Source organism: Nodularia chucula CCY0103 (assembly GCF_963923915.1).
Taxonomy (GTDB): Bacteria; Cyanobacteriota; Cyanobacteriia; order Cyanobacteriales; family Nostocaceae; genus Nodularia; species Nodularia chucula.
Map to the genome: position 1 here is coordinate 14,175 of NZ_CAWUOL010000032.1, position 22,015 is coordinate 36,189.

Below are 22,015 nucleotides of genomic sequence, written 5' to 3' on the forward strand. Positions count from 1 at the left end.
GCGGGTTTTACCTGTATAGCCGCGACTTTTAGTCGCCAGGGTTAGTAAATTTAAAAAAAACTAATTTAAATGTCCATAGAACCACCAATATTTTATCTAAACCAACTGGCTGACACAGATTTTCTCATCGGCGACAATAATCAACAATTTCAGCAATTAGCCTTAGAATTATATTTACAACTCAAGCAGCTATTAACTTCTGGAATTACTCCCAAAGTCATCCTAGCCGAACGTGAACCAGTGAGATTTCTTGCCGGATTTATTGCCGCTTGTGCAGCTAAATGTCCAGTTTTTTTATGTAATCCCGACTGGGGAAAACAAGAATGGCAACAAGTTTTGGAATTAGTAAAACCTGATATTATTTGGGGAAGAGGAGAAACAGAAATCAAAATTTCCCCTCATAGTTTCTCTCACCATTCCCCATTCATCATGATTCCTACAGGTGGTTCATCGGGAAAGATTAAATTTGCCATCCATACATGGGAAACCCTCATCGCCTCTGTACAAGGATTTACAGAATATTTTCAGTTAACCGAAGTCAATTCCTTTTGTGTTTTACCACTATATCATGTTAGTGGTTTAATGCAATTTATGCGTTCCTTCACCACTGGAGGTAAATTAGCGATGCCTTCGGCTAGCGTAGCTATCGCACCATTGAAAACCTTAACCTCTACCCCAGAATATCAGATTAACTCCACAAATTTTTTTATATCTTTAGTCCCCACCCAATTACAAAACCTCCTAGAAAACCCCCAACTAACACAGTGGTTATCCCAATTCCAAACAGTGCTTTTAGGAGGTGCGCCAGCCTGGGAAGAACTATTAGCAAAAGCCAGATTTCATTGCATTAGATTAGCCCCAACCTATGGAATGACAGAAACAGCCTCTCAAATTGCCACCCTCAAACCCGATGACTTCTTAAATGGTAAAATTAACAGTGGTCAAATTCTCCCTCATGCACAGATAACAATTCGCAATCCCCAAGGTGAAATTTTAAATAGCAATCAAACCGGAAATATCACCATTCAGGCGAAATCATTAACTCTCGGCTACTATCCGCAAACCTGGGAAAATCAAAATTATTTGCAAGTTGACGACCTGGGATATATAGATTCACAAGGTTATTTATATATTGTCGGACGTAGCAGCGATAAAATAATCACAGGGGGAGAAAACATTTACCCAGCCGAAATTGAAGGAGCAATTAGATCAACTCAAATGGTAACTGATGTTTGTATCATCGGCTTACCAGATAAACACTGGGGACAAGCAGTAACAGCTATTTACATTCCCAAAAATTACCAAATTTCCAGCTTCAAACTGAAAATAGAACTCCAGAAAAAACTCAGCAAATTCAAAATTCCCAAACACTGGATTCCTGTAACCAACCTACCCCGAAATCCCCAAGGAAAAATCAATCACCAACAGCTACAAAAAATCGCCACAGAACATCTACAAAATCTCCCGTGACTTTATTCTCTCCTCCCCCTCTGCATCGTGGCGTTTAGTTTCCAACCACTTAATCATCTCCGCAGATAAATCCTGCTTACTTCTACTAATTGGATTAATACAAACGTGTCTAGTAACCGCCTTAGCCACCAGCACATTTTCCACTACAATTTCATAATGAACTTCAAACTTATTAACAGCTAACTTGTGAGGAACTAAACTAACAATTAACTTATCCCCAGAGAACATCGGGCGAAAAAAATCAACATTCCCATGAACAACAGGAACAGCTATAGATGGATTAGTAAAAAAATCTTTGAGATGAATACCCGATGCTTCTAAAGATGCTTCATAAGCTTCATGACAAATAGACAAAACATTAGCAAAATAAACTACTCCAGCCGCATCTGTATCTCGAAGGTTAATAGTGCGGTGATAAATAAAAGACATGATTTATTAGTTCGTAATTAGCACAGCCCACTTGATAATAATAAACCACAGCCTAACATCAAATAAATTCCAAATTACGAATTACGAATTATTTCAAAGGTTGGTAAATATCCTCAGAACTAGGGTTAAGGTAGGGACGCTGCAAATCAATCAAATGCTGAGAAAAATGTTGATCAATCACCCCCATGCGTTCCTCCATTGCATTTTTCCCCTTTTCCCAAGCCTCCAACAAAGCATTAGCAACAATTTGACAACGGTTCATCCCAAAACTTTCCTGGGTGGCGAATTTTTGGGTTGGTTCTTCAGCTAAACCCAAACCTGGGGCTAAAAACTTCGTAAACAAAGGTATTTCAGCTTGGAAATGAGATTGATACTCTGTATAAACAGCCTGAAGAATTTTGTGCAGCGCTGGATAGTCCTGACGTTCAAAATAAAGTATACCTGAGTCATAGCGTCCATATCCAGCAGGATTATAGAGAACCTGAAAAGTAAAAGGAATATTAGCGCCATTGAGTTGTTTGGTCAATCCATCCATGCAGGCGATCGCACCCTTTGAGGTAAAATTAAAATAGATTCTCCCTATACCCAAATCCGCATCTGGAATACCTTGGTTTTCCTGTCCCACATTACTAACTGCTAAATAACAGCCCTTTTGCAGCCGATTTTTAGGCATCCAAATTGCTACTAATTCCCCCACTTTGGGAGATTTTTTACTAGGTTTGAGATGACAGTCAGGCTCAATATATAATGTTAAACCACCTTTAGTTACTGCCATACTACCATCCGGTTCCAGCGTCAATACTTGCCAACTGGGGTCAAAATAACCTTTCCCATGATTGTTAATTTGTAGTTGTTCGTAAAAGTCCCAATCAACATCTAAACTGGAAGTGGTTTCTAAATTTTGATGTCGCAAGCAATTAGCCGTTGTGATATTCACAGCTAAAGTTCTTTGGAGTGAACCGTTGTAATATATACCGTATAGAAAATTTCGCAGTAAAAGATTCAGATATTTATGCTGTAAATCAGCAGGATTTTTTTGAAATCTCTCTGCAACTTGAGGCGGTAAACTAAAAGGTTGATAATGAGGATGATAAATACAGAAGTTGGACTTGACTTCGATATTACTAGCAATATCCAATAGAGAAGTTAGCAAAGGATTTTGGACAGATTTTAGCATTAATAATTAACTCAGTAAAATTTCACAAAAACTTTCATTAACAACCCCGTAGGCGAGTTTTTTGGTAATAAATGGGAACCAATCCTGCTGCTTTTTGAGGTTTAGTAAACTCATGGATTTTCGCCCAAGGTTTCACAATCTCCGACTCAGACAACCCGAAAATATTCACTAAAGATTCTTCTGGGATGGTAAGGAGATTTTTAGCAAACTGAAGCATACAAATCTCTCTATCGCCAAAATATTTCCCATAATTAATACTTGCTTGAATTTGATTAATCAGCGCCAATCCTGTAAACTTGACGACTTGCACCACAAAATCGCTGCGGTACTCCAAAATCATCGGGAAAGCATTCAAATAAGCCCGAATTAATGCCTGTAATGAAGGTTGTAGCATCTCTAAGGGTGTCATGGCTAAATGTAGCGATTCTTCAAACTCAATGGTAGGATCTACCACCAAACTAGAAAGCCAAATTCTTAAATAGCTGGCGATGAGAGTACCCAAATCAAAAGCCGGATCTCCCCAACCGCAGGCTTCCCAATCAATCATTCTCACTAAGCAATTATCTAGGTGATGCCAACGAGAATGAATTAAGATATTATTTAAGCTCAAGTCGTTATGAGTTAAGCAGCAAGGTTGCCATTCATAACCCAAATTTGCGATCGCAGATACTAAACTCTCATAACGTTGATAGAGACGGTAAAACTTTAAAGCCTCAGTAGGCACTTTACCAAATATTTCTGGAGTAATTGAATCTAATCCTTGGGCTGGATTGTAAAAACTATAGCGAAACTGTCCTTGAGGCGCAGTCGCCATAAAATTCCGATATTCTCGGTGTTGGAAGGTAGCATGATGTAGTTCTGCTAACGTCGTACCAATAGCAGTAGCAATTTCAGGCGGGAAAATATCATTTTGGTTATAAAATTTACCCAGTTCGGAATATTCACTCAAGTAATTACGCACAATGATGGAATTGTCTTCATCAAAATGTAATACCAGTGGCGAGAGAGTTGCAATATTTCCTATAACTGGAAACTGCTGTAGCAATTCGTGAAATAGCCATTCATTAAAAAACTCATGGGAATTATCATCATCTAAATTAAGTTTTTGCTTAACCAGCAGTTTTTGATTATCTGCTAAAACCACCAATAGATTTAAGTTATCGTGGCTACTTTTTAGCAACTCATATTTATTTGATGCTCTATCTTCTGAGCAACATATACCTGTTTCTTGCAGATACTGAATAACGTTGTGAGAAGACAGTGGTAATAACATATATGATGTCCTACTTCGTAAGATTGCTGATAGAATTACTATTAATTGAGATTAATTCAGCTTTAGCAGTTTGGGTAAACAGTAACAATTACTCCCAACTATTAATATCTCATTTGTCCGATTAAAACCTGCCATAATGGCAAGAACACTGGAATTTTTACTGGAAATTGCGTTACTAAACCCTATAAAAGCTTTAACACTATCTGCTGATCGACAACAAAAAAACTACCTGGGGATGGATATTGTCAGATATAAACATTCATCTCATTTTAATTACAGTTGAGTATTCACTAATTAGTATTCTCAACAGCTATAGTTAAATCACTGTAATCCTCAACACCAGAAAAATTATATACAGCATTATTTTCATTTATCATCACCAACGCCAAAAAACCGGAAATTTTCCGACTCTAGGCGTTATTTTTTTCTTAAAAAATAATAATATATGTTCAATCAATAACTTTTCTAGCAACCGCAGGCAGGGGGGTGTGGGAAGTGTGGGAAAAGATTGTTACTATCTAATACCCAATACCCAGTCCCCAATACCCAGTCCCCAATCCCCAGCTATTTTTGTGACAAGGAGCAATTTGTATAGTATAAATGTATTATAAAAAATATCTGACCTCAAACCTGTATCAGCATCATCTGATCCATTCATGCACCATGAACACCAATACCAACATCCCCAAAATTACCATTAATCCCCCAGGCATAAACTTACGTGTTTTAGCAAATCTTAATGCAAAGAAAATCACTAAAATTCCAGTCACCAAAACTGCTACAATCAAAGCCCAGGTTTGACCTTGGATCTGAAAGTAAGCGGCAACAAGCAGCAATAAACCACTAATAACACCACTAAAAAGGGAAATTTGACTCTGAGCCTGAATGTAGCCGATGATCCCACCAATAATCGCTAAAATACCATAAGCTAGTGCAGCAATTATACTTAAATTCATAGTTAAAACCTATGTAGAGTTTGATTTTGCTGCTAGGGTTAGCAGACATTCCACCATACCCCTTTAGCTACACCACCTGATGGATAATCCACAAATGCCAAAAGCCAGTAGTTCATCTTATAGCCATAGCCAGGTGCAATTCCTGCAATGTCAAGCAGCATCACTTTTACTCTACCAATCGGTTCTGGAAAGCGAAGTGGGGATCGCATTTCTTGACCTGTTGCAAGCTATACGCTACACTGATGCCGATGCACGGAGTTGTCTGAAAGCCTATGGTAATTATTTTTATGCCTTAACTGCTAGATATCAAAATTGGGAGGATTACCTAATTACTCACATTATTAATGCCGATAATCCTTTTAGTAGAGTGGCTCAACAGCAAAATTTTGAGGATTTACCCCGTGCTTTAGTAGCGGCAGTGGAGCATGATTTACAAGTGTTGCAAAATCTTTATGAATGTAGCAGCGCTGCTTTGAGTGAGTGGGTAAAAACTGTGGCTCATTTGCCAATTTCACCTATTGTCTGGTACAGAGAGCCAAATACCACCATAGAAAGCAAATTAATCCTGTCCCTAAAAAATTTAGATAATTGGGCTGATGCTGTAGAAGAGTTAGCAGCTTATTATCGGCAGTTCGGCACAGGCTTATTTGCAGAATATCACGCTTTGCGCTGGCAAGAAAATAAATTTATTGGCATTAAGTATCCTGACACCATCAAGCTGAATACTCTGGTGGGTTATGAGGAGCAACAAGCAACTTTAGTCAAAAATACAGAGTTTTTATTATCAGGACAGGTCGCACTGCACATACTACTTTATGGTAGTCGAGGATCGGGAAAATCTTCTTTGGTGAAAGCTTTGTTAAATGAGTATAGCCACCGCCATCTCCGCTTGCTGGAAGTCGCCAAATCTGACTTGCAGAATTTACCGAAAATTGTGGAAATGTTGCGGGGAGTACCCCAGAAATTTATTATCTTTGTGGATGACCTGTCCTTTGAAGAAGATGATGATGGTTTTAAAGCTCTGAAAGTAGTTTTAGAAGGAAATTTAACTGCACGTCCCCAAAATGTAGTTGTCTATGCTACCTCCAATCGTCGCCACTTGATTCGGGAGTATTTTGGCGATCGCCCAACCCCCAAAGACAACGATGAGATCCATGCTTGGGATACAATGCAGGAAAAGCTGTCATTTAGCGATCGCTTTGGTCTAACGCTCACCTTTGAACCAGCCGATCAAAAAACTTATGTAAAAATTGTGCAACATTTAGCAAACCAAGCCAAAATTAATATTACTCCAGAAGATTTAGAATATCAAGCATTACAATGGGCAACCCGCCACAATGGTCGTTCTGGAAGAACAGCTAGACAGTTTATCGACTTTTTAAAAGCAGATTTAGCACTATCCCACCCAACTAATACCTCAAAATTAATTAGCTGCCAAGGACAATCTTAATTACAGCTATTATGCCCAAAATTTAAAAATACTTAAAAATAGCAATTTAGTAATATCAAAATAATAGTGAACAGTGGTAATGGCATTAACAACTATCTATTCTGACAACTCAAATACGCTAAAAAGAACCAATATGCAATCAGCAATGATCAGCAATCGATATATTCTAGGCATAGTTGCCTTTAGTGTGAGTTTTGGTATTAGCCTCGTCCCCAACTGGGATTTGAATCAAGCCTTAATTACTGGTATAATTACCATACTTGCCACCTATGCAGCAGCCTTATTTATTGATAAGCGTCGTAGCAATCATGAGATGCTAATTTTAACTTCCCACCGTAAGCGAATTAAAGAAATGGAGGGACTAAAACTCCGGATTGTTAAAGAAATTAACCAAACAGAAGAGCTATGTAAGCTATTATATGCCGAATCTAAAAAACTGGAAAAACAAATATTAAATTCTCGTAATCAACGGGATGGAATACATCGAGATTTGGGAATATTTGCGGCACAAAAAAAGCAATTAGAAATCGAAAGTATTAACCTCAATTTCAATATAGAAAATCTCACACACAATCAAGCAGAACTAGATAATGCTTGTTCTCAACTCACAACAGAAAAACGTCGCCTGGAGTTGAACTGTAATACATCTCGTGCTGAAATGATGCAGTTGAAAAATCGTATTAGCGAACTTCAGCACGAAAAACAAGAACTGGAGAGTAATGTCAGTCTGCTAGGTAGACTCAAACCCCAACTAGAGGAAAAAATGTATGAACTACGACTTGAAACTCAAGAACTAGAAACGCAGCAAAATCAGCAACAAGAATTATTAGTATCTACAAAAACTGAAAGGGATAATTTAGCAGATAATGTCAATTACCTTCAAAGTAAAATCGCAGAAAAGCAATCAGAATTACAGCAGATAGTAGGTCAAATTTCCTTATTGCAAGAAGAAAGGGACTTATTACAAAGCCAAGTTTGGGAATTACTCCAACAAACAGAAACATTAAATCCAGAAGCGTCACCGGAGAACTTGAATCAAGATGGAAATGATCTGTTTTCCTTTGCTGAATTAATCGCTCCTTTAGATAAGAATGGGTCAGATGAGATATTACCTGAAGAATGGCATGATTTTTTAGAAATCCTACCCAAACATGAAATCCAGGTTTTAAAAGCCATAGTAGAACAAGATAATCCCCAGGGAATGATTAAACAGATTGCTGAAGCCAATATTACTATGCCAAATCTTTTAATAGATAATATCAATGAACACGCAAATGATACCATTGGAGAATTAATTATTGAACCCAGTGGGGAAATTCCTCACGTATATGAAGAGCATCTACTCCATATCAGAAAAATACTTACTATATATGAAAATCTGATCCTTAGACAAGCCTCCTCAAATTAACAAGTGTATATCCTCTACCAGAAGTGTTGATAATTCCGTGAAGTGAACTACATGGTTAAGCCCAAAATCTCTAAAAAAATTTCCACTGCTTTAATCAACTCTCTTGGCGCAGGAGTAGTACCGAGAACAGGAGTTGAACAAATTGCAGTGGGAAGAGAAAAAGAATTTCAAAGCCTATTTCAAAATCTTAATGACATCGCAGAAGGTGTATCAGCATTTCGGTTTATAATTGGCAACTATGGCTCAGGTAAAAGTTTTATATTACAATTAATTCGTAACCGCGCTATGGAGCAAGGTTTTGTGGTATCTGATGCTGATTTATCTTCTTCACGGCGATTAGCAGGAAGCCACAATGAAGGTTTAGCAACTTACCGAGAATTAATGAGTCACTTGGCGACAAAAACTCGTCCTGATGGTGGTGCTTTAGTTTCAATTTTGGAAGGATGGATTAATAAAATTCAACAAGAAGTTGTTAAAGAAACTAATTTGCGTCCCAATGATGATGGTTTTGATGACCAAGTTGAAGCCAAGATTAGGGAAGTAGTGCAGTATATTGAAGATTTAGTACATGGTTTTGACTTTGGAAGTGTAATTATTGCTTATTGGCGTGGCTATCGCTTAGATGATGATAATTTAAAAAATGCCGCTATGCGTTGGCTGCGGGGAGAATTTAATACTAAAACTGAAGCGAAAGCAGCGTTAGGAGTCCGGGTAATCATTGATGATGATAGTTGGTATGATTACATCAAATTATTTGCTAAATTTGTGGCAGAGATTGGTTATAAAGGACTATTAGTTTTAATTGATGAAGCTGTAAATTTATACCAAATATCAACTACAGTCACCCGCGAACGGAACTATAACAGACTGCTGACGATGTTTAATGACACTATGCAATGCAAAGCGGAACATCTGGGGATTTTTATTGGTGGAACAACCAGATTTTTAGAAGATCCGAATCGCGGACTATTTGCAGACAAAGCTTGGCGCAGACGTACAAAGGAAAGCCGTTTTGCTACACAGTCAGGGGTTCAAGAACAGTTAGGGCCAGTTATTCGGCTTAACCCGTTGAGTGAAACAGAAATTTTGACACTTTTGCAACGTTTAACTGAAATTCATGCTCTTAATTTTGGTTATCAACAAGTTTTGAAGAATCCTGAGTTAAAGGAATTTGTACAAGAAATTGTCTCTCGTTTAGGTGCAGAGGCTTTACTTACTCCTGGGGAAATTGTCCGGGATTTTATTAGTTTGTTAAATATCTTGCATCAAAATCCGGAGATGAATTTTACTGAATTAATTCATGGTTCTAAATTTCAGCCTACTGCTTTGGGTAAAGATGCAGATGAGGATGATGGTGCAGCAGAATTTAGTTTATGATTCACAAATATTAAACGCAGATGGACGCAGATAAACGCAGATAATTTTGTACTTTATTAGAGTAGAAGCAATTATTAAGAGTTAAACGAAAATGGCAACTTTAACTATTCGTTTACCAGATGACAAGCACAACAGATTAAAAGAACTTGCTCAAGCCAAAGGTATAAGTATCAATAAGCTGATTGAAGAACTTTCTACTATCGCTCTAGCCGAATTTGATGCCAATACAAGGTTTAAAGCAATGGCCGCAATGGGTAACTCAGAAGAAGGCTTAAGAATATTAGCCAAACTTGATGAGCAATTGTAGGGTAGCAAAAATGCCCCAGATTATACAGTAAGTCCAGGGCATTTTCAGATTAATTATCGCATTGTCACAAATTCTTCAGCAGAACTGGGATGAATGCCGATTGTGGCATCAAAGTTAGCTTTAGTAGCTCCCATTTTAACTGCGATCGCCACCCCTTGGATAATCTCAGCAGCGTTTGTTCCTACCATGTGCGCTCCCAAAACTTTGTCATTGGTTTGATCAACGACTAATTTCATCATGGTTTTTTCGTCTTTACCAGCTAAGGTATAGTACATGGGGCGAAAGCGACTGCGATAAACTTTGATAGCATCACCATATTTGGCTCTGGCTTCGGCTTCAGTTAAACCCACAGTTGCAGCTTCTGGTGTGGTAAAAATAGCTGTTGGTACATTTTCGTAACTCATCCGGCGACACTTTTTGCCAAATACTGTATCTGCAAAGGCGCGACCTTCGTTAATGGCCACGGGAGTTAAATTAATATTATCTGTACAATCTCCCACTGCATAGATATTTTCTTCCGCAGTTTGACTGTATTGATCAACTATAACTGCACCATTCTCGTCTAACTGGACTTTGGTATTTTCCAAACCTAATTTTCCGGTATTGGGTTTACGCCCTGTGGCTGCTAAACTGACAGCATCAACAATTACTGTCTCCTCAGCATCACTATCACCACGAACTGTCACCTTCAGACCTGTATCAGTCTGCTCAATATTAGTAATTTCGCTGTTGTTAATAATTTTGATCCCGTGGTTCCCCATTGCTTGCTGAATTTCAGTTTGCAAATCTTCATCGAAACCGCGTAAAATTTTATCGCTGCGAATGATTTGAGTAACTTCGCTTCCTAGTCCGTTGAGGATACAGGCAAACTCTGTGCCAATATAACCTCCGCCCAAAATCACTAGGCGCTGGGGTTGTTCTTTGAGGTGGAAGATATCATCAGAGGTAATTGCATATTCAATTCCGGGAATATCTGGCTTGACAGGATGCCCACCTACAGCTACTAATATTTTATCTGCGGTGAGTTGGCGATCGCCTACTTTAATGGTGTGAGCATCAATAAATGTCGCGTATCCCTGCACAAGTTCAACTTTCGACTTATCCAGCATCCCTTGATAGATACCATTCAGGCGAGTCACTTCATTGTTGACCACCGTAATCATTTTTTCCCAATCTAGAGAGCTTTTAACTGCACTCCAACCGTATCCTTGGGAATCTGCGAATAATTCAGGAAAATGGGAAGCATAGACCATTAACTTTTTCGGGACACAGCCACGATTTACGCAGGTTCCGCCGAGTCGGTCAAACTCAGCCAGCCCTACTTTGGCTCCATATTCCGCAGCGCGTCTGGCTGTGGCAATACCACCAGATCCTGCACCAATTACAAATAAGTCGAAATCGTAACTCATGTGTTGCGTCCCTCAAGTTTTCAATTTTCAATATAGGGACTGGGAATAGGGAAAAGTTTTTTTAATTCCCCATATTTAACTCCCAATACCCAGTCCTTAAAAATATTACACAGCAGCAGGAGTTTACGCTTGTTTGAGGTAATTCAGCATGGTGTCTGCGTCGGAAACTTCAAATGGATCGGTAGGACAGTTATCTTCATAACCAGGCTCAATGAAAATCTTTTCAATTTTGCCGTCATTCACGACCATTGAGTAACGCCAAGAGCGCAGACCAAAGCCCAGGTTAGATTTATCAACTAACATCCCCATTTTACGGGTAAATTCCCCATTACCATCGGGGAGTAAAGATACCTTATTAGCTCCTTGTTGTTTGCCCCACTGGAACATGACAAAGGCATCATTCACAGATATACAAATTACATCATCAATTCCCAAGCCTTTGAATTGATCATACAGTTCTTCGTAGCGGGGAAGGTGAGAAGTGGAGCAAGTGGGGGTAAAAGCTCCAGGCAATGAAAATACTACTACACGCTTGCCACCGAAAATATCTTTTGTAGTGCGATCTTCCCAACGGAAGGGGTTAGCACCACCAATGGACTCGTCACGCACACGGGTTTTGAATAAGACGTTGGGGACTTTTTCGATAACAGCCATATTAATTTTCGATTTGTTGAGCTTTAACTATCTCAGAATAATTCTGATTTAAGAGAATTTCAATAGTTATAAATACTTATTTATTTGATTAGTTCACATATAATACAAATTTATGAATGGGGGAGATTATAATGGGGGAATCGTTAAAATGCAAAATGTAGCGGCAAATATGCAACAAGAGGCACACACAATTATTCAAACCTTAAAATCTAAGGGTTTGAGGGTGACTCCTCAGAGGTTCGCAGTTTATGCAAATTTGTTATCTCGGTCTGATCACCCTACAGTTGAGACGATTCTGGCGGATCTCAACAGAGATTTTCCTGTGTCATCTCAGGCGACTATATATAGTTCTCTACAAGCCCTCAGAGAAGTAGGACTGGTACAGGAGGTTTTATTAGAAGAGGGGGTTTGCCGTTATGATGCGAATGTTGACCCCCATCACCACTTTTGCTGTCACCGATGTGGTGCGATTGAAGATATTCCTTGGGAAACGTTTGAGTGTGTAGATATGAAAAATCTCCGTCCGGGGATACAGGGAGCCAGTTATGAAGTGACTGTGAGGGGTTGGTGCGATCGCTGTGAAATAACTAGTTAAATGATTGATGGGCATATTTTAGGTGACTGTGCGATCGCAGTTCAAAATAACTCCAGAATGATCTACACACTCTGGAGAAATCTTAGTGTTTAAACAGCAATTAAAGAAACTTCCTGGCGCAATTTTTCCACCACTTGATGCATATTCCCCGTATTCAGACGATAACTTAGAGGATGACCAATCAACCGCGCCGTGCTTTCATACAAAGTCGTAATTTCAATCAAGCCATTTTCCTGTAAAGTCCGCCCAGTAGAAACTATATCCACAATTGCTTCCGACATTCCCGTAATCGGACCTAATTCCACCGACCCATACAAAGGTATAATTTCTATAGGTATATCTAGACTATGAAAATATTCACGAGCGCAATTGACATACTTAGAAGCCACTCGACCATGAGCAGGCAAATCTAACGGTGATTTATAGGCACTAGATGCTTTTACAGCTACTGACATTCGGCAATAACCAAACCCTAAATCAACTAAATGTGCAACTTGCGGCTTTTTCTCCCGCAGCACATCATAACCAATAATCCCCAACTGTGCCTGACCATATTCTACATATACAGGCACATCTTGTCCCCGCACCAACAGTCCTTTTGCTTGTCCGCTAGCATCAGTAATTTGTAGTTGACGCATTTTTGAATCTAAAAAAGCGCTAAAATCCAACCCCACAGATTGCAACAAGCGGATGCTATTTTGGAGTAGTTCCCCTTTCGGTAATGCAACAGTTAACATTTTCTTTTGGTAGTTCATTTCTTTGAGAATATCCTGATTGCTTACCATCAGCAGCATGAGAATTTTATTAGTTGATGACGAAGTAGAACTAACTGACCCCCTCAGTCGTGTTTTAAAGCGCGAGGGTTACACTGTAGATATGGCTTATGATGGCGCAACTGGTAGCGAGTTTGCCGCAGTGGGTACCTATGATTTACTAATTTTAGATTGGATGTTACCGGGAAAAACAGGTTTAGAAATTTGCCAGGAATTGCGCCGCCAAGGTAAAGCCACACCCGTACTATTTCTCACAGCCAAAGATACCTTAGATGACCGCGTAGAGGGTTTAGATGCGGGTGCAGATGACTATTTAGTTAAACCCTTTGAACTGCGGGAGTTATTAGCACGAGTTCGGGCTTTACTGCGTCGTTTGAACTCCCCAAGTCAAGAAACTACAACGGTCAGGCTGATAGTGGGGGATTTAGAACTTGATAGCGAAAACCAAGTAGCCTATCGTCAAGGAAGAATTATAGAGTTATCTCAAAAAGAAAGTCAGCTGCTGCAATACTTCATGCAAAATACGGGAAATTTGCTGACTCATGCTCAGATTCTCCAAAATCTCTGGCTGCAAGATCACGAACAACCTAATAGTAATGTCATAGCAGCATTAATTCGCCTGTTGCGGCGGAAAATTGAGGTGGGCAAAGAAATTCCACTAATTCATACTGTTTACGGTAAAGGCTACCGTTTTGGAGCTTCTTCCCTGGAATGAACCCATCTAAAAGCGTCCTCCGCGAGAAAAATACTTTCGCAGATTGTTAACCGCCGCGCAACCAAATTATGATGATGTTTTAGTGGGTGATAAATTTTCCAATGCACTATCTGCCACTTTTATAGTTGCTTGTGCTGCTGCTTGTTTGCGTTCGCTGTAACGGTCTGTAAGATAATCAACTTGTTCGCGCAATAGAAGCGTAAATTTATAGAGTTCTTCCATGACATCAACCACGCGATCGCGGTAAGGTGAATCCTTCATTGTGCCATCTTCGTTAAACTCTTGATAAGCTTTTGCAACGGAAGACTGATTGGGAATTGTAAACATTCGCATCCAACGTCCCAAAATTCGCAGCGTATTCAGAGTATTAAAAGACTGAGAACCACCACTGACTTGCATAATGGCTAATGTTCTTCCCTGAGTTGGTCTAACTGCGCCTAAACTTAGAGGAATCCAGTCAAGTTGGTTTTTCATAATACCAGTAATATTCCCGTGCATCTCCGGAGAAGACCAGACTTGACCCTCAGACCACATACTCAATTCTCGTAATTCCTGTACTTTGGGGTGAGTATCCTGTACAGTGCCATAAATTGGTAATTCACGAGGATCAAAAAATTTCGCCTCTGCACCAAATTCTGTAATAATTCTGGCTGCTTCTTCTGCTAACAAGCGACTATAAGAACGCTCTCGCAAAGAACCATATAAAAATAATATTCTTGGTGGATGATTGAAAGTTGTCATGAAAATAGTAATTACAAACTACGAATACAACGGGGATCTGGCAATGTAGCCTTTTGCGGTTCCCTGGGGAACCAAGCAGCCGTGCGCTTACAAACTTCCACCAGCATCAACATAACTGGGACTTCGATTAAAACTCCTACCACTGTAGCAAGTGCAGCCCCAGAATTTAAGCCAAATAACATCACAGCCGTTGCGATCGCCACTTCAAAGTGATTGCTAGCTCCAATTAATGCTGCTGGTGCGGCATCTTCATAAGCTATATTCAGCTTTAATGCAGCCACATAACTAATAAAAAAAATGAAGTTAGTTTGAATAAATAATGGGACAGCAATTAATAAAATGTGTAAGGGATTATTAACAATAACTTCACCCTTAAAGGCAAATAACAACACCAAGGTAACGAGCAAGGCAGTAATGGAAATTGGAGTCAGATACTTGATAAACCGCCTTTCAAACCATTCTCTACCTTTGTGTTTCAAAATCCAATAGCGGCTATACATTCCTGCCAATAAAGGCAAGCCGACATAAATTATCACCGATAAAACTATGGTTTGCCAAGGTACTATTAAATCATTGGCGGCTAATAACCATCTGCCCAAAGGTGCATACAAAAACAGCATCAGGAGAGAATTAACTGCCACCATGACTAAGGTAATTCCCTGATTAGCATACGAAAGATATCCCCACATCAAAACCATTGCAGTACAAGGCGCGATTCCTAATAAAATTGTCCCAGCAATGTAGGAATTTGCTATTTCTACTTCGTTCCCACGAATTAATTCTGTACCTGTAATGAATGGACGAAATAACCAACCCAAGAAAAACTGTGAAAATGCCACCATTGTGAATGGTTTAATTAACCAGTTAACCACCAAGGTGAGAATTACAGGTTTGGGGGCGCGCACAGCGTTAACAGCTTGGGTAAAGTCAATTTTTACCATGATCGGGTACATCATGAAAAACAGACAGACTGCAATGGGAATTGATACTTGATAAATACTCATTGCATCCAGCGCTACCGCTACCCCAGGAAATAATCTCCCTAATGCAATTCCTGCAAAGATGCACAAGAACACCCAAACGGTGAGGTATTTCTCAAAAAAACTGAGATTACTCCCGGCTTGTACTGGGGTTTGGTTGTTGTGTTGATTTGGAGTCATTTCTCTAAATTGCTCTTTGCAGGGATTGGCGATATAGGGGCGTTGCTGAATCAATCTTTATTGCACGCAGAGGCGCAGAGTCGCAGAGAGGAGGAGGGGAGGAGGATCTATATATATATTATGTTGGTGTGGAAGGGTAACAGCTTTTTTCTTAATCTCCTCCTTCGGATTTCCAAGCGATAGCTTTGCCTGGTTGCGGGTCAGGTAGTTTCATAGTAACAAGTGCGGCTGCTAAGACTAAGAACATGGATGTCCACAGACAACCCACTAAGTCGAAATATTGAAAGACTAATCCTGATAAGACTGTGCCGGCTAATCGTCCACCGGAGTTGGCCATGTAGTAGAAGCCGACGTTCAGCGCTACTTTATCGTCATCTGTGAAGGCTAATACTAAGTAGGAATGTACGGCGGAATTGAAGGCAAAGACTACACCAAATACTAGCAATCCGCCAACGATCGCAATATTACCGGGTACACCCAATTGTAGAGCTAGAGCGATCGCACCAGGAACAGCTGTGAGGGTAAATGTCCAAAACTGGATAGTTTTTGATCTGGGTGGTTGACCAGAACCAAAGCGCTGGATTAATACTGGTGCTAAGAACTGAATAACGCCGTAGCCAATCACCCAACAAGCCAAGAATCCACCGACTTGATAAAATGACCAGCCTAAAGTACTGCGTAAGAACACAGGTAGCCCAACCACAAACCAAACATCCCGCGAACCAAAGAGAAAAAATCGCGCCGCCGAGAGAATATTAATTTCTCTGCTTTTAGAAAAGAGTTGGCTAAACTTAACTTTTGTCTTGATTTTGCCCATACCTTTAGGCAACATTAACCCAGTGAATAAAATCAAGAATAGTCCCCCAGCCATGATTAACAGGGAATTGGTAAAACCAACAGAAGTTAAGAGGACACTACCAACAAAGAAGCCAACACCTTTGAGAGCATTTTTAGAACCCGTTAAAACTGCCACCCACTTAAACAAAGATGACTGAGCTTCTTGGGGGACTACTAACCGAATGGCGCTCTTAGAACTCATTTTAGTTAAGTCTTTAGCAACCCCAGAAAAAGCCTGAGCCACCATCACATAACCCACAGCCATCCATTCAGCCCAATCTGGATTCAGCCATGACAGCATCACCATCGAGACGACCTGTAACCCGATACCAGCGTAAAGAGTTACTTTTAATCCGAATTGAGAACCAATCCAACCACCTAAAAAGTTAGTAACAACGCCAAATATTTCATAGAACAGAAACAGAGAAGCGATTTGTAATGGTGTATAGCCAATACTGTCAAAATACAGCAGTACCAGCATTCGCAAAGCACCATCAGTAATAGTAAAACCCCAATAGGCCAGGGTGACAAGAGTGTAATTCTTGAGATTAGCGCGAGAAGCTGTAGAAGTCATAGTTTAGAATGCTGAGTGCTAATACCATTTCCTTGTGACGAACCGCGCCAAACTGTTTCCTTCTTTCTTCTTCTTTCTTTGTGTACTTTGCGTCCTAGCGCCCTGGGGGCATACGCTGCGCGAATGCGGTTCGTTCTCAATTCACTAAAGACTCAATGCAACCTTACGAGCCAGTTCAACCATGCGATTGGCGTAACCCCATTCATTGTCATACCAAGCCAGGATTTTGACTTGAGTTTCATTCACCACCATTGTGGAGAGAGCATCAATAATTGAAGAACGAGGATCATCCTTGTAATCAATAGAGACTAAAGGACGCTCTTCATAACCCAAAATATCTTTAAGTGGTTCCTGTTCAGAAGCAGCTTTCAACAAACTATTAACTTCTTCTACTGTGGTCGATCGCATCACTTCAAATACACAATCTGTTAAAGAAGCATTCAGTAATGGTACTCTCACAGCTAAACCGTTGAGCTTACCGTTGAGTTCAGGATAAATCAAGCCAATTGCTGTAGCTGAACCTGTCGTGGTAGGAATCAAAGATAAGCTTGTAGCCCGCGCCCGACGTAAATCTTTATGGGGTGCATCGACAATGGTTTGAGTATTGGTATTGTCATGAATGGTGGTAATAATGCCATGTTTAATTCCCAAACCTTCATGAATAACCTTGACTACGGGGGCTAAACAGTTAGTAGTACAGGAAGCAGAAGTTAGTAAATGATGCTTTTCTGGTTCATATAAATGGTCATTCACCCCCATGACTATATTTAGGGCTTCTTCTTTTACAGGCGCAGCGACAATTACTTTCTGCACACCTCTTTTAAAATAGGGGTCGAGAGTTGCAGGTGTTTTGAATTTACCAGAACATTCCAGCACTAAATCAACACCCAACTCATCCCAAGGAACTTCACCGGGTTTAGCATACTCACTAAAGCTGAGGGGTTTACCGTCAATTAATACTTGTTCCCCTTGGGCTTCTACTTCTGGTGTCCAACGTCCGTGTACAGAATCAAACTTCAGTAAGTGTGCAGCTGTTACAGCCCCACCTTTAATCTCATTGATATGCACAAACTCTAATTCTGACCAACCCCATGCAGCTCGCAGGGCTAGCCGTCCAATTCTACCGAATCCGTTGATTCCTACACGTAGTTTCATCTTAAGGGGTGATATGAAGTTGATACTTATATCATTTCAAAAAAACTTGATATGTCAATCGGTATCAGGTGACTGTACAGAAAAACTCATCAATAAAAATTGATGTATCAGGACGGCTTATAATTGGTAATAGCAGCCAAGGTTAGCTGACGCGAACAACCCAACCTGATATCTTGCACCAAGCCCTGGCGATTAGAAATCGCCGCTATTATCGCTAACTGCGAGGAAATCTGATCATCATGTATAACTGTACTTGCTAAATTTGAGGGGCGATCGCTTAAAATTTAGGAGCTGGTGATTTCTATATTTCTAATAAAATGTCTCAGTCAAGTTTTCAGCGTGCCAATACTCTTAAATCGGCTTTTTTGGCTTGTAATGTTGAGCCGCTTGAACCAGCAGAAATGGAAAGGTATTATGTCGATATGTCGGGGGTGCGGAAAACTTCGGCTATTGATAATGTTAGTACAATTTTGGATTTTCAAGATGCAGGTGATTTTACAACAATTTTATTTACAGGTCATCGCGGTTGTGGTAAGAGTACGGAGTTAAAAAAAATTCAAAGTCTTTGGGAAAACAATTATCGGGTTATTTATTTAGAAGCCAATGAAGAGACAGATATTAATGATGCCCGGTATACAGATTTATATTTAATTGTAATTAAACAAGTTGAATTTGAATTACGAAAATTAGGTTTGAGTTTTAATGAAAAGCTATTAAAAAGTTTTGAATCCTGGTTTAAAGAAATTACTCAAGAAAACGAGCAAAGTGTTGAAAAATCAGTCAACCTCGAAGCAGAAGCAACTCTCAGCCCTACAGCGCCATTTCTCGCCAAACTAATGGTTAAATTGTTGGCTCAAATTAAAGGCTCCGACAAGCAAAAGACAACTATTAGGCAAACTCTAGAAAAAGATTTATCTCGCCTCAAATCTGATACTAATCTGTTATTAAGCGATGCTTACACAAAACTGCGCCAAAAATTTCCTGAATGTAAAGGTTTATTAATTATCTTCGATAATTTGGATCGGGTTCCTCCTGTAGTAGCAGAACATTTGTTCTTTGATTATGCGGCTCAGATGCAGGAATTAAATTGTACAATTATTTATACAGTGCCGATTTCAGTTCTTTGTTCGCCAAAAAATTACCTCAATCAATTTGATGTTGATCCTCATATTGTGCCGATGATTAATATTTATGAATTTGAGCGGCATCAATGTGATTTAAAATATAATCAGATGGGCTTAGATGTAATAGCAAGTGTAATTGAAAAGCGAGTTGATATTGATGCAATTTTCGAGAGCCGTAAGGAATTATTAGACTTAGCAAAAGCAAGTGGTGGACACGTGCGTCAGTTAATGCAAATGATGCGCTCTGCGTGTCAAACGGCGAGTACCCGAAAACATAAAAAAATTATCTCCGAAGATATAGATTATGCAGTTAAACAACAACAATTTAGTTTTGAGCGGTTTATTCCTGAAGAACATTACGCTCATTTGGCGCAGGTTTGTTTAACTAAAAATGTTAGTAAAGATGAAATTGGACAATTAATGTTATTTAATACTTCTGTGTTGGAATATAACGGTGATAAACGATGGAATTATCCAAATCCGGTGGTGAAGCGAAATGAGTTCTTCCAACAAGCTCTCCAATCAGCACAGCAACAGTGAACTTCCAGCCGAAATAGGTAAATTCATTGCCTATAATCAAGATGAGTTTGCTGAATTGGTGACATTTGTCGATTTTGCAGAAAAATTTACGTTAGGTTTTATTGAAATTAACTTTCCTCCCGATATAGACTTGTTAATTGCTGGGTTACGACAGAATGATCAATGTCAAGAAATCCAATTTGTGGTTTTAGATTTTCCTGATCAGAATTTGCGCTTTCTGCGGGATGAATTGGTGCAGCAGTTAGCCAAAATTACCACAGAAAAAGATAAAAAACTTGTTTTATTAATTCGGTATTTAGAAAAATCCATTGGTGTCTTTGGCGATTATCCACCAGTTTTACAGGATTTAAACTTTGTCCGTGATTCCTATCGTCAAAGCGTACCCCATCCACTTTTATTTATTTTACCAGATTATGCGATTTCGCGGTTGGCAAAATTTGCGCCTGATTTTTGGGCTTGGAAGTCTGGTTTATTTCGCTTTAAAACAACAGAATTGACTAGACATAGAGCAATTGCCAATACCCTAAATGCGGACACAAATATAGAACGCTTACCAACACCAGAACAACAAGAACGTATCGATTTATTACATAGCTTGTTGATGGAATATAACCCAACTGGAGAAATACCCAGCCTAGAACATCTTCGCAATTGCTGTAATATTTTAAATGAATTGGGCAAAGCATATTTAAGCCAGCGCAAACCAATCCAAGCCAGAGAATATTTAGAAAAAGCTTGGGAAATTACCAAAAAATTTCCTGATTATTCCTTAGAAATTGAAGTTATTAATCAGTTAGGTAAAAGCTATCAGCAGCAACGACAGTTTGAATCTGCAAATAGCTATCATCAACAAGCTTTAGATATTGCCAAAAAGCAGGAAGATCGTCCTGCTGTCGCCAATTCCTGGTTTTATTTAGGTAATGTCTCTCTGGATATGCGACAGTTTCACCAAGCACGGGATTATTATCAACAAGTCCTGGAAATATATCTCGAATTTGGCGATCTCTATTCTTGTGCTGGGACTTACCACAACTTGGGAATCGTTGCCGAACAGTTGCGGAAATACAACCAAGCACGAGATTATTATCAACAAGCCCTGGATATCAAAATCGAATTTGGCGATCTCTATTCTTGTGCTAGGACTTACCACCAGTTAGGAATAGTTGCCCAATATTTGCGGGAATACGACCAAGCACGGGATTATTATCAACAAGCCCTGGAAATATATCTCGAATTTGGCGCTCGCTATGAGTGTGCTGGGACTTACCACCAGTTAGGAAGAGTTACCGAAGAGTTACGGAAATACAACCAAGCACGAGATTATTATCAACAAGCACTGGATATCAAAATCGAGTTTGGCGCTCGCTATGAGTGTGCTAGGACTTACCACCAGTTAGGAATAGTTGCCCAATATTTACGGAAATACAACCAAGCACGAGATTATTATCAACAAGCACTGGATATCAAAATCGAATTTGGCGCTCGCTATGAGTGTGCTGGGACTTACCACCAGTTAGGAAGAGTTGCCCAATATTTGCGTGAATATGACCAAGCACGAGATTATTATCAACAAGCCCTGGATATCTTTACCGAATTTGGCGCTAGCGAAGCTCTTCCTTCGGAAGCTCGCTATGAGTGTGCTAGCACTTACGGACAATTAGGATTGCTGGCACAAGCAGAGGAGAATTACACAGAAGCTAAGGCTAATTTGCAGACAGCATTCGAGATATATGTTGAATATCAGGATGAATATATGGCTAAGGTGACTCGGGAGATTTTAGAGAGTTTACCGGAGTAGTTGCGGAATGTGCGATCAATCGCGTTTTGAGTTTTGTGGAGGTGCGATCGCTCTCACGTTATCCTTAAATCTTTCTCTCAAGCATTGACTTTT

Annotated in this window: 20 protein-coding genes; 9 read left to right on the forward strand and 11 right to left on the reverse strand. The window is 39.6% G+C overall.

Going from position 1 to position 22,015, the window contains the following annotated elements; translation table 11 throughout:
* Window positions 1-69 precede the first annotated feature (69 nt).
* Entirely contained in the window at window positions 70-1,470 is a 1,401-nt protein-coding gene (locus ACM0OP_RS11200; protein WP_414528481.1) for a 2-succinylbenzoate--CoA ligase, read from the forward strand.
* Here the strand turns inward: ACM0OP_RS11200 and ACM0OP_RS11205 are convergent.
* From ACM0OP_RS11205 to ACM0OP_RS11220, 4 genes are all read right to left on the reverse strand, one after another.
* Window positions 1,453-1,899: an acyl-CoA thioesterase gene (locus ACM0OP_RS11205; protein ID WP_414528482.1), complete on the reverse strand. Its 447-nt coding sequence runs from the start codon at window positions 1,897-1,899 to the stop codon at window positions 1,453-1,455. The genes ACM0OP_RS11200 and ACM0OP_RS11205 overlap by 18 nt on opposite strands.
* Before the next feature lie 88 nt (window positions 1,900-1,987).
* Window positions 1,988-3,076: a T3SS effector HopA1 family protein gene (locus ACM0OP_RS11210; protein WP_414528483.1), complete on the reverse strand. Its 1,089-nt coding sequence runs from the start codon at window positions 3,074-3,076 to the stop codon at window positions 1,988-1,990.
* 37 nt (window positions 3,077-3,113) lie between these two features.
* Entirely contained in the window at window positions 3,114-4,349 is a 1,236-nt protein-coding gene (locus ACM0OP_RS11215) for a phosphotransferase (protein ID WP_414528484.1), read from the reverse strand.
* A 641-nt stretch (window positions 4,350-4,990) separates the two neighbouring features.
* On the reverse strand, window positions 4,991-5,305 hold the full coding sequence (locus ACM0OP_RS11220; RefSeq protein WP_414528485.1) for a TMEM14 family protein: 315 nt from the start codon (window positions 5,303-5,305) through the stop codon (window positions 4,991-4,993).
* 79 nt (window positions 5,306-5,384) lie between these two features.
* Between ACM0OP_RS11220 and ACM0OP_RS11225 the strand changes: the two genes are divergently transcribed.
* The 4 genes from ACM0OP_RS11225 (at window position 5,385) to ACM0OP_RS11240 (ending at window position 9,847) form a co-directional block, all read left to right on the forward strand.
* Entirely contained in the window at window positions 5,385-6,755 is a 1,371-nt protein-coding gene (locus ACM0OP_RS11225) for an ATP-binding protein (RefSeq protein WP_414528486.1), read from the forward strand.
* Window positions 6,756-6,888: 133 nt separating this feature from the next.
* Window positions 6,889-8,163 carry a tellurite resistance TerB C-terminal domain-containing protein gene (locus ACM0OP_RS11230; RefSeq protein ID WP_414528487.1) on the forward strand — a complete coding sequence of 425 codons (1,275 nt, stop codon included), beginning with the start codon at window positions 6,889-6,891 and terminating at the stop codon, window positions 8,161-8,163.
* 51 nt (window positions 8,164-8,214) lie between these two features.
* Window positions 8,215-9,540 carry an ATP-binding protein gene (locus ACM0OP_RS11235; protein ID WP_414528488.1) on the forward strand — a complete coding sequence of 442 codons (1,326 nt, stop codon included), beginning with the start codon at window positions 8,215-8,217 and terminating at the stop codon, window positions 9,538-9,540.
* A gap of 91 nt (window positions 9,541-9,631) precedes the next feature.
* Window positions 9,632-9,847, forward strand: coding sequence for a toxin-antitoxin system HicB family antitoxin (locus ACM0OP_RS11240; protein ID WP_414528489.1), 216 nt, complete (start codon window positions 9,632-9,634; stop codon window positions 9,845-9,847).
* Window positions 9,848-9,900: 53 nt separating this feature from the next.
* Here ACM0OP_RS11240 and gor read toward each other — a convergent pair whose 3' ends face one another.
* Window positions 9,901-11,256, reverse strand: coding sequence for a glutathione-disulfide reductase (gene gor, locus ACM0OP_RS11245; protein ID WP_414528490.1), 1,356 nt, complete (start codon window positions 11,254-11,256; stop codon window positions 9,901-9,903).
* Window positions 11,257-11,379: 123 nt separating this feature from the next.
* Window positions 11,380-11,910 carry a peroxiredoxin gene (locus tag ACM0OP_RS11250; protein WP_414528491.1) on the reverse strand — a complete coding sequence of 177 codons (531 nt, stop codon included), beginning with the start codon at window positions 11,908-11,910 and terminating at the stop codon, window positions 11,380-11,382.
* Between the two features lie 169 nt (window positions 11,911-12,079).
* On the opposite strand from ACM0OP_RS11250, the gene ACM0OP_RS11255 reads away from it, so the two are divergent.
* A complete protein-coding gene (locus tag ACM0OP_RS11255) occupies window positions 12,080-12,505 on the forward strand; it encodes a Fur family transcriptional regulator (RefSeq protein WP_414528511.1) in 426 nt (141 codons plus the stop codon).
* Between the two features lie 89 nt (window positions 12,506-12,594).
* Here ACM0OP_RS11255 and hisG read toward each other — a convergent pair whose 3' ends face one another.
* Entirely contained in the window at window positions 12,595-13,242 is a 648-nt protein-coding gene (gene hisG / locus ACM0OP_RS11260) for an ATP phosphoribosyltransferase (protein WP_414528512.1), read from the reverse strand.
* Window positions 13,243-13,297: 55 nt separating this feature from the next.
* On the opposite strand from hisG, the gene rppA reads away from it, so the two are divergent.
* Window positions 13,298-13,993 carry a two-component system response regulator RppA gene (gene rppA / locus ACM0OP_RS11265; RefSeq protein ID WP_414528492.1) on the forward strand — a complete coding sequence of 232 codons (696 nt, stop codon included), beginning with the start codon at window positions 13,298-13,300 and terminating at the stop codon, window positions 13,991-13,993.
* A gap of 66 nt (window positions 13,994-14,059) precedes the next feature.
* Here rppA and arsH read toward each other — a convergent pair whose 3' ends face one another.
* From arsH to ACM0OP_RS11285, 4 genes are all read right to left on the reverse strand, one after another.
* Window positions 14,060-14,734, reverse strand: coding sequence for an arsenical resistance protein ArsH (gene arsH, locus ACM0OP_RS11270; RefSeq protein ID WP_414528493.1), 675 nt, complete (start codon window positions 14,732-14,734; stop codon window positions 14,060-14,062).
* A gap of 11 nt (window positions 14,735-14,745) precedes the next feature.
* Window positions 14,746-15,894, reverse strand: coding sequence for an ACR3 family arsenite efflux transporter (arsB, locus tag ACM0OP_RS11275; RefSeq protein ID WP_414528494.1), 1,149 nt, complete (start codon window positions 15,892-15,894; stop codon window positions 14,746-14,748).
* 151 nt (window positions 15,895-16,045) lie between these two features.
* On the reverse strand, window positions 16,046-17,305 hold the full coding sequence (arsJ, locus tag ACM0OP_RS11280; protein WP_414528495.1) for an organoarsenical effux MFS transporter ArsJ: 1,260 nt from the start codon (window positions 17,303-17,305) through the stop codon (window positions 16,046-16,048).
* Between the two features lie 144 nt (window positions 17,306-17,449).
* Entirely contained in the window at window positions 17,450-18,460 is a 1,011-nt protein-coding gene (locus ACM0OP_RS11285) for an ArsJ-associated glyceraldehyde-3-phosphate dehydrogenase (RefSeq protein ID WP_414528496.1), read from the reverse strand.
* A gap of 317 nt (window positions 18,461-18,777) precedes the next feature.
* Between ACM0OP_RS11285 and ACM0OP_RS11290 the strand changes: the two genes are divergently transcribed.
* Window positions 18,778-20,124: a P-loop NTPase fold protein gene (locus ACM0OP_RS11290; protein WP_414528497.1), complete on the forward strand. Its 1,347-nt coding sequence runs from the start codon at window positions 18,778-18,780 to the stop codon at window positions 20,122-20,124.
* Window positions 20,081-21,922 (forward strand): tetratricopeptide repeat protein, encoded by a 1,842-nt coding sequence (locus tag ACM0OP_RS11295; RefSeq protein WP_414528498.1) that lies wholly within the window; start codon window positions 20,081-20,083, stop codon window positions 21,920-21,922. Before ACM0OP_RS11290 ends, ACM0OP_RS11295 begins: the two co-directional genes overlap by 44 nt.
* The last annotated feature ends 93 nt before the right edge of the window (window positions 21,923-22,015 follow it).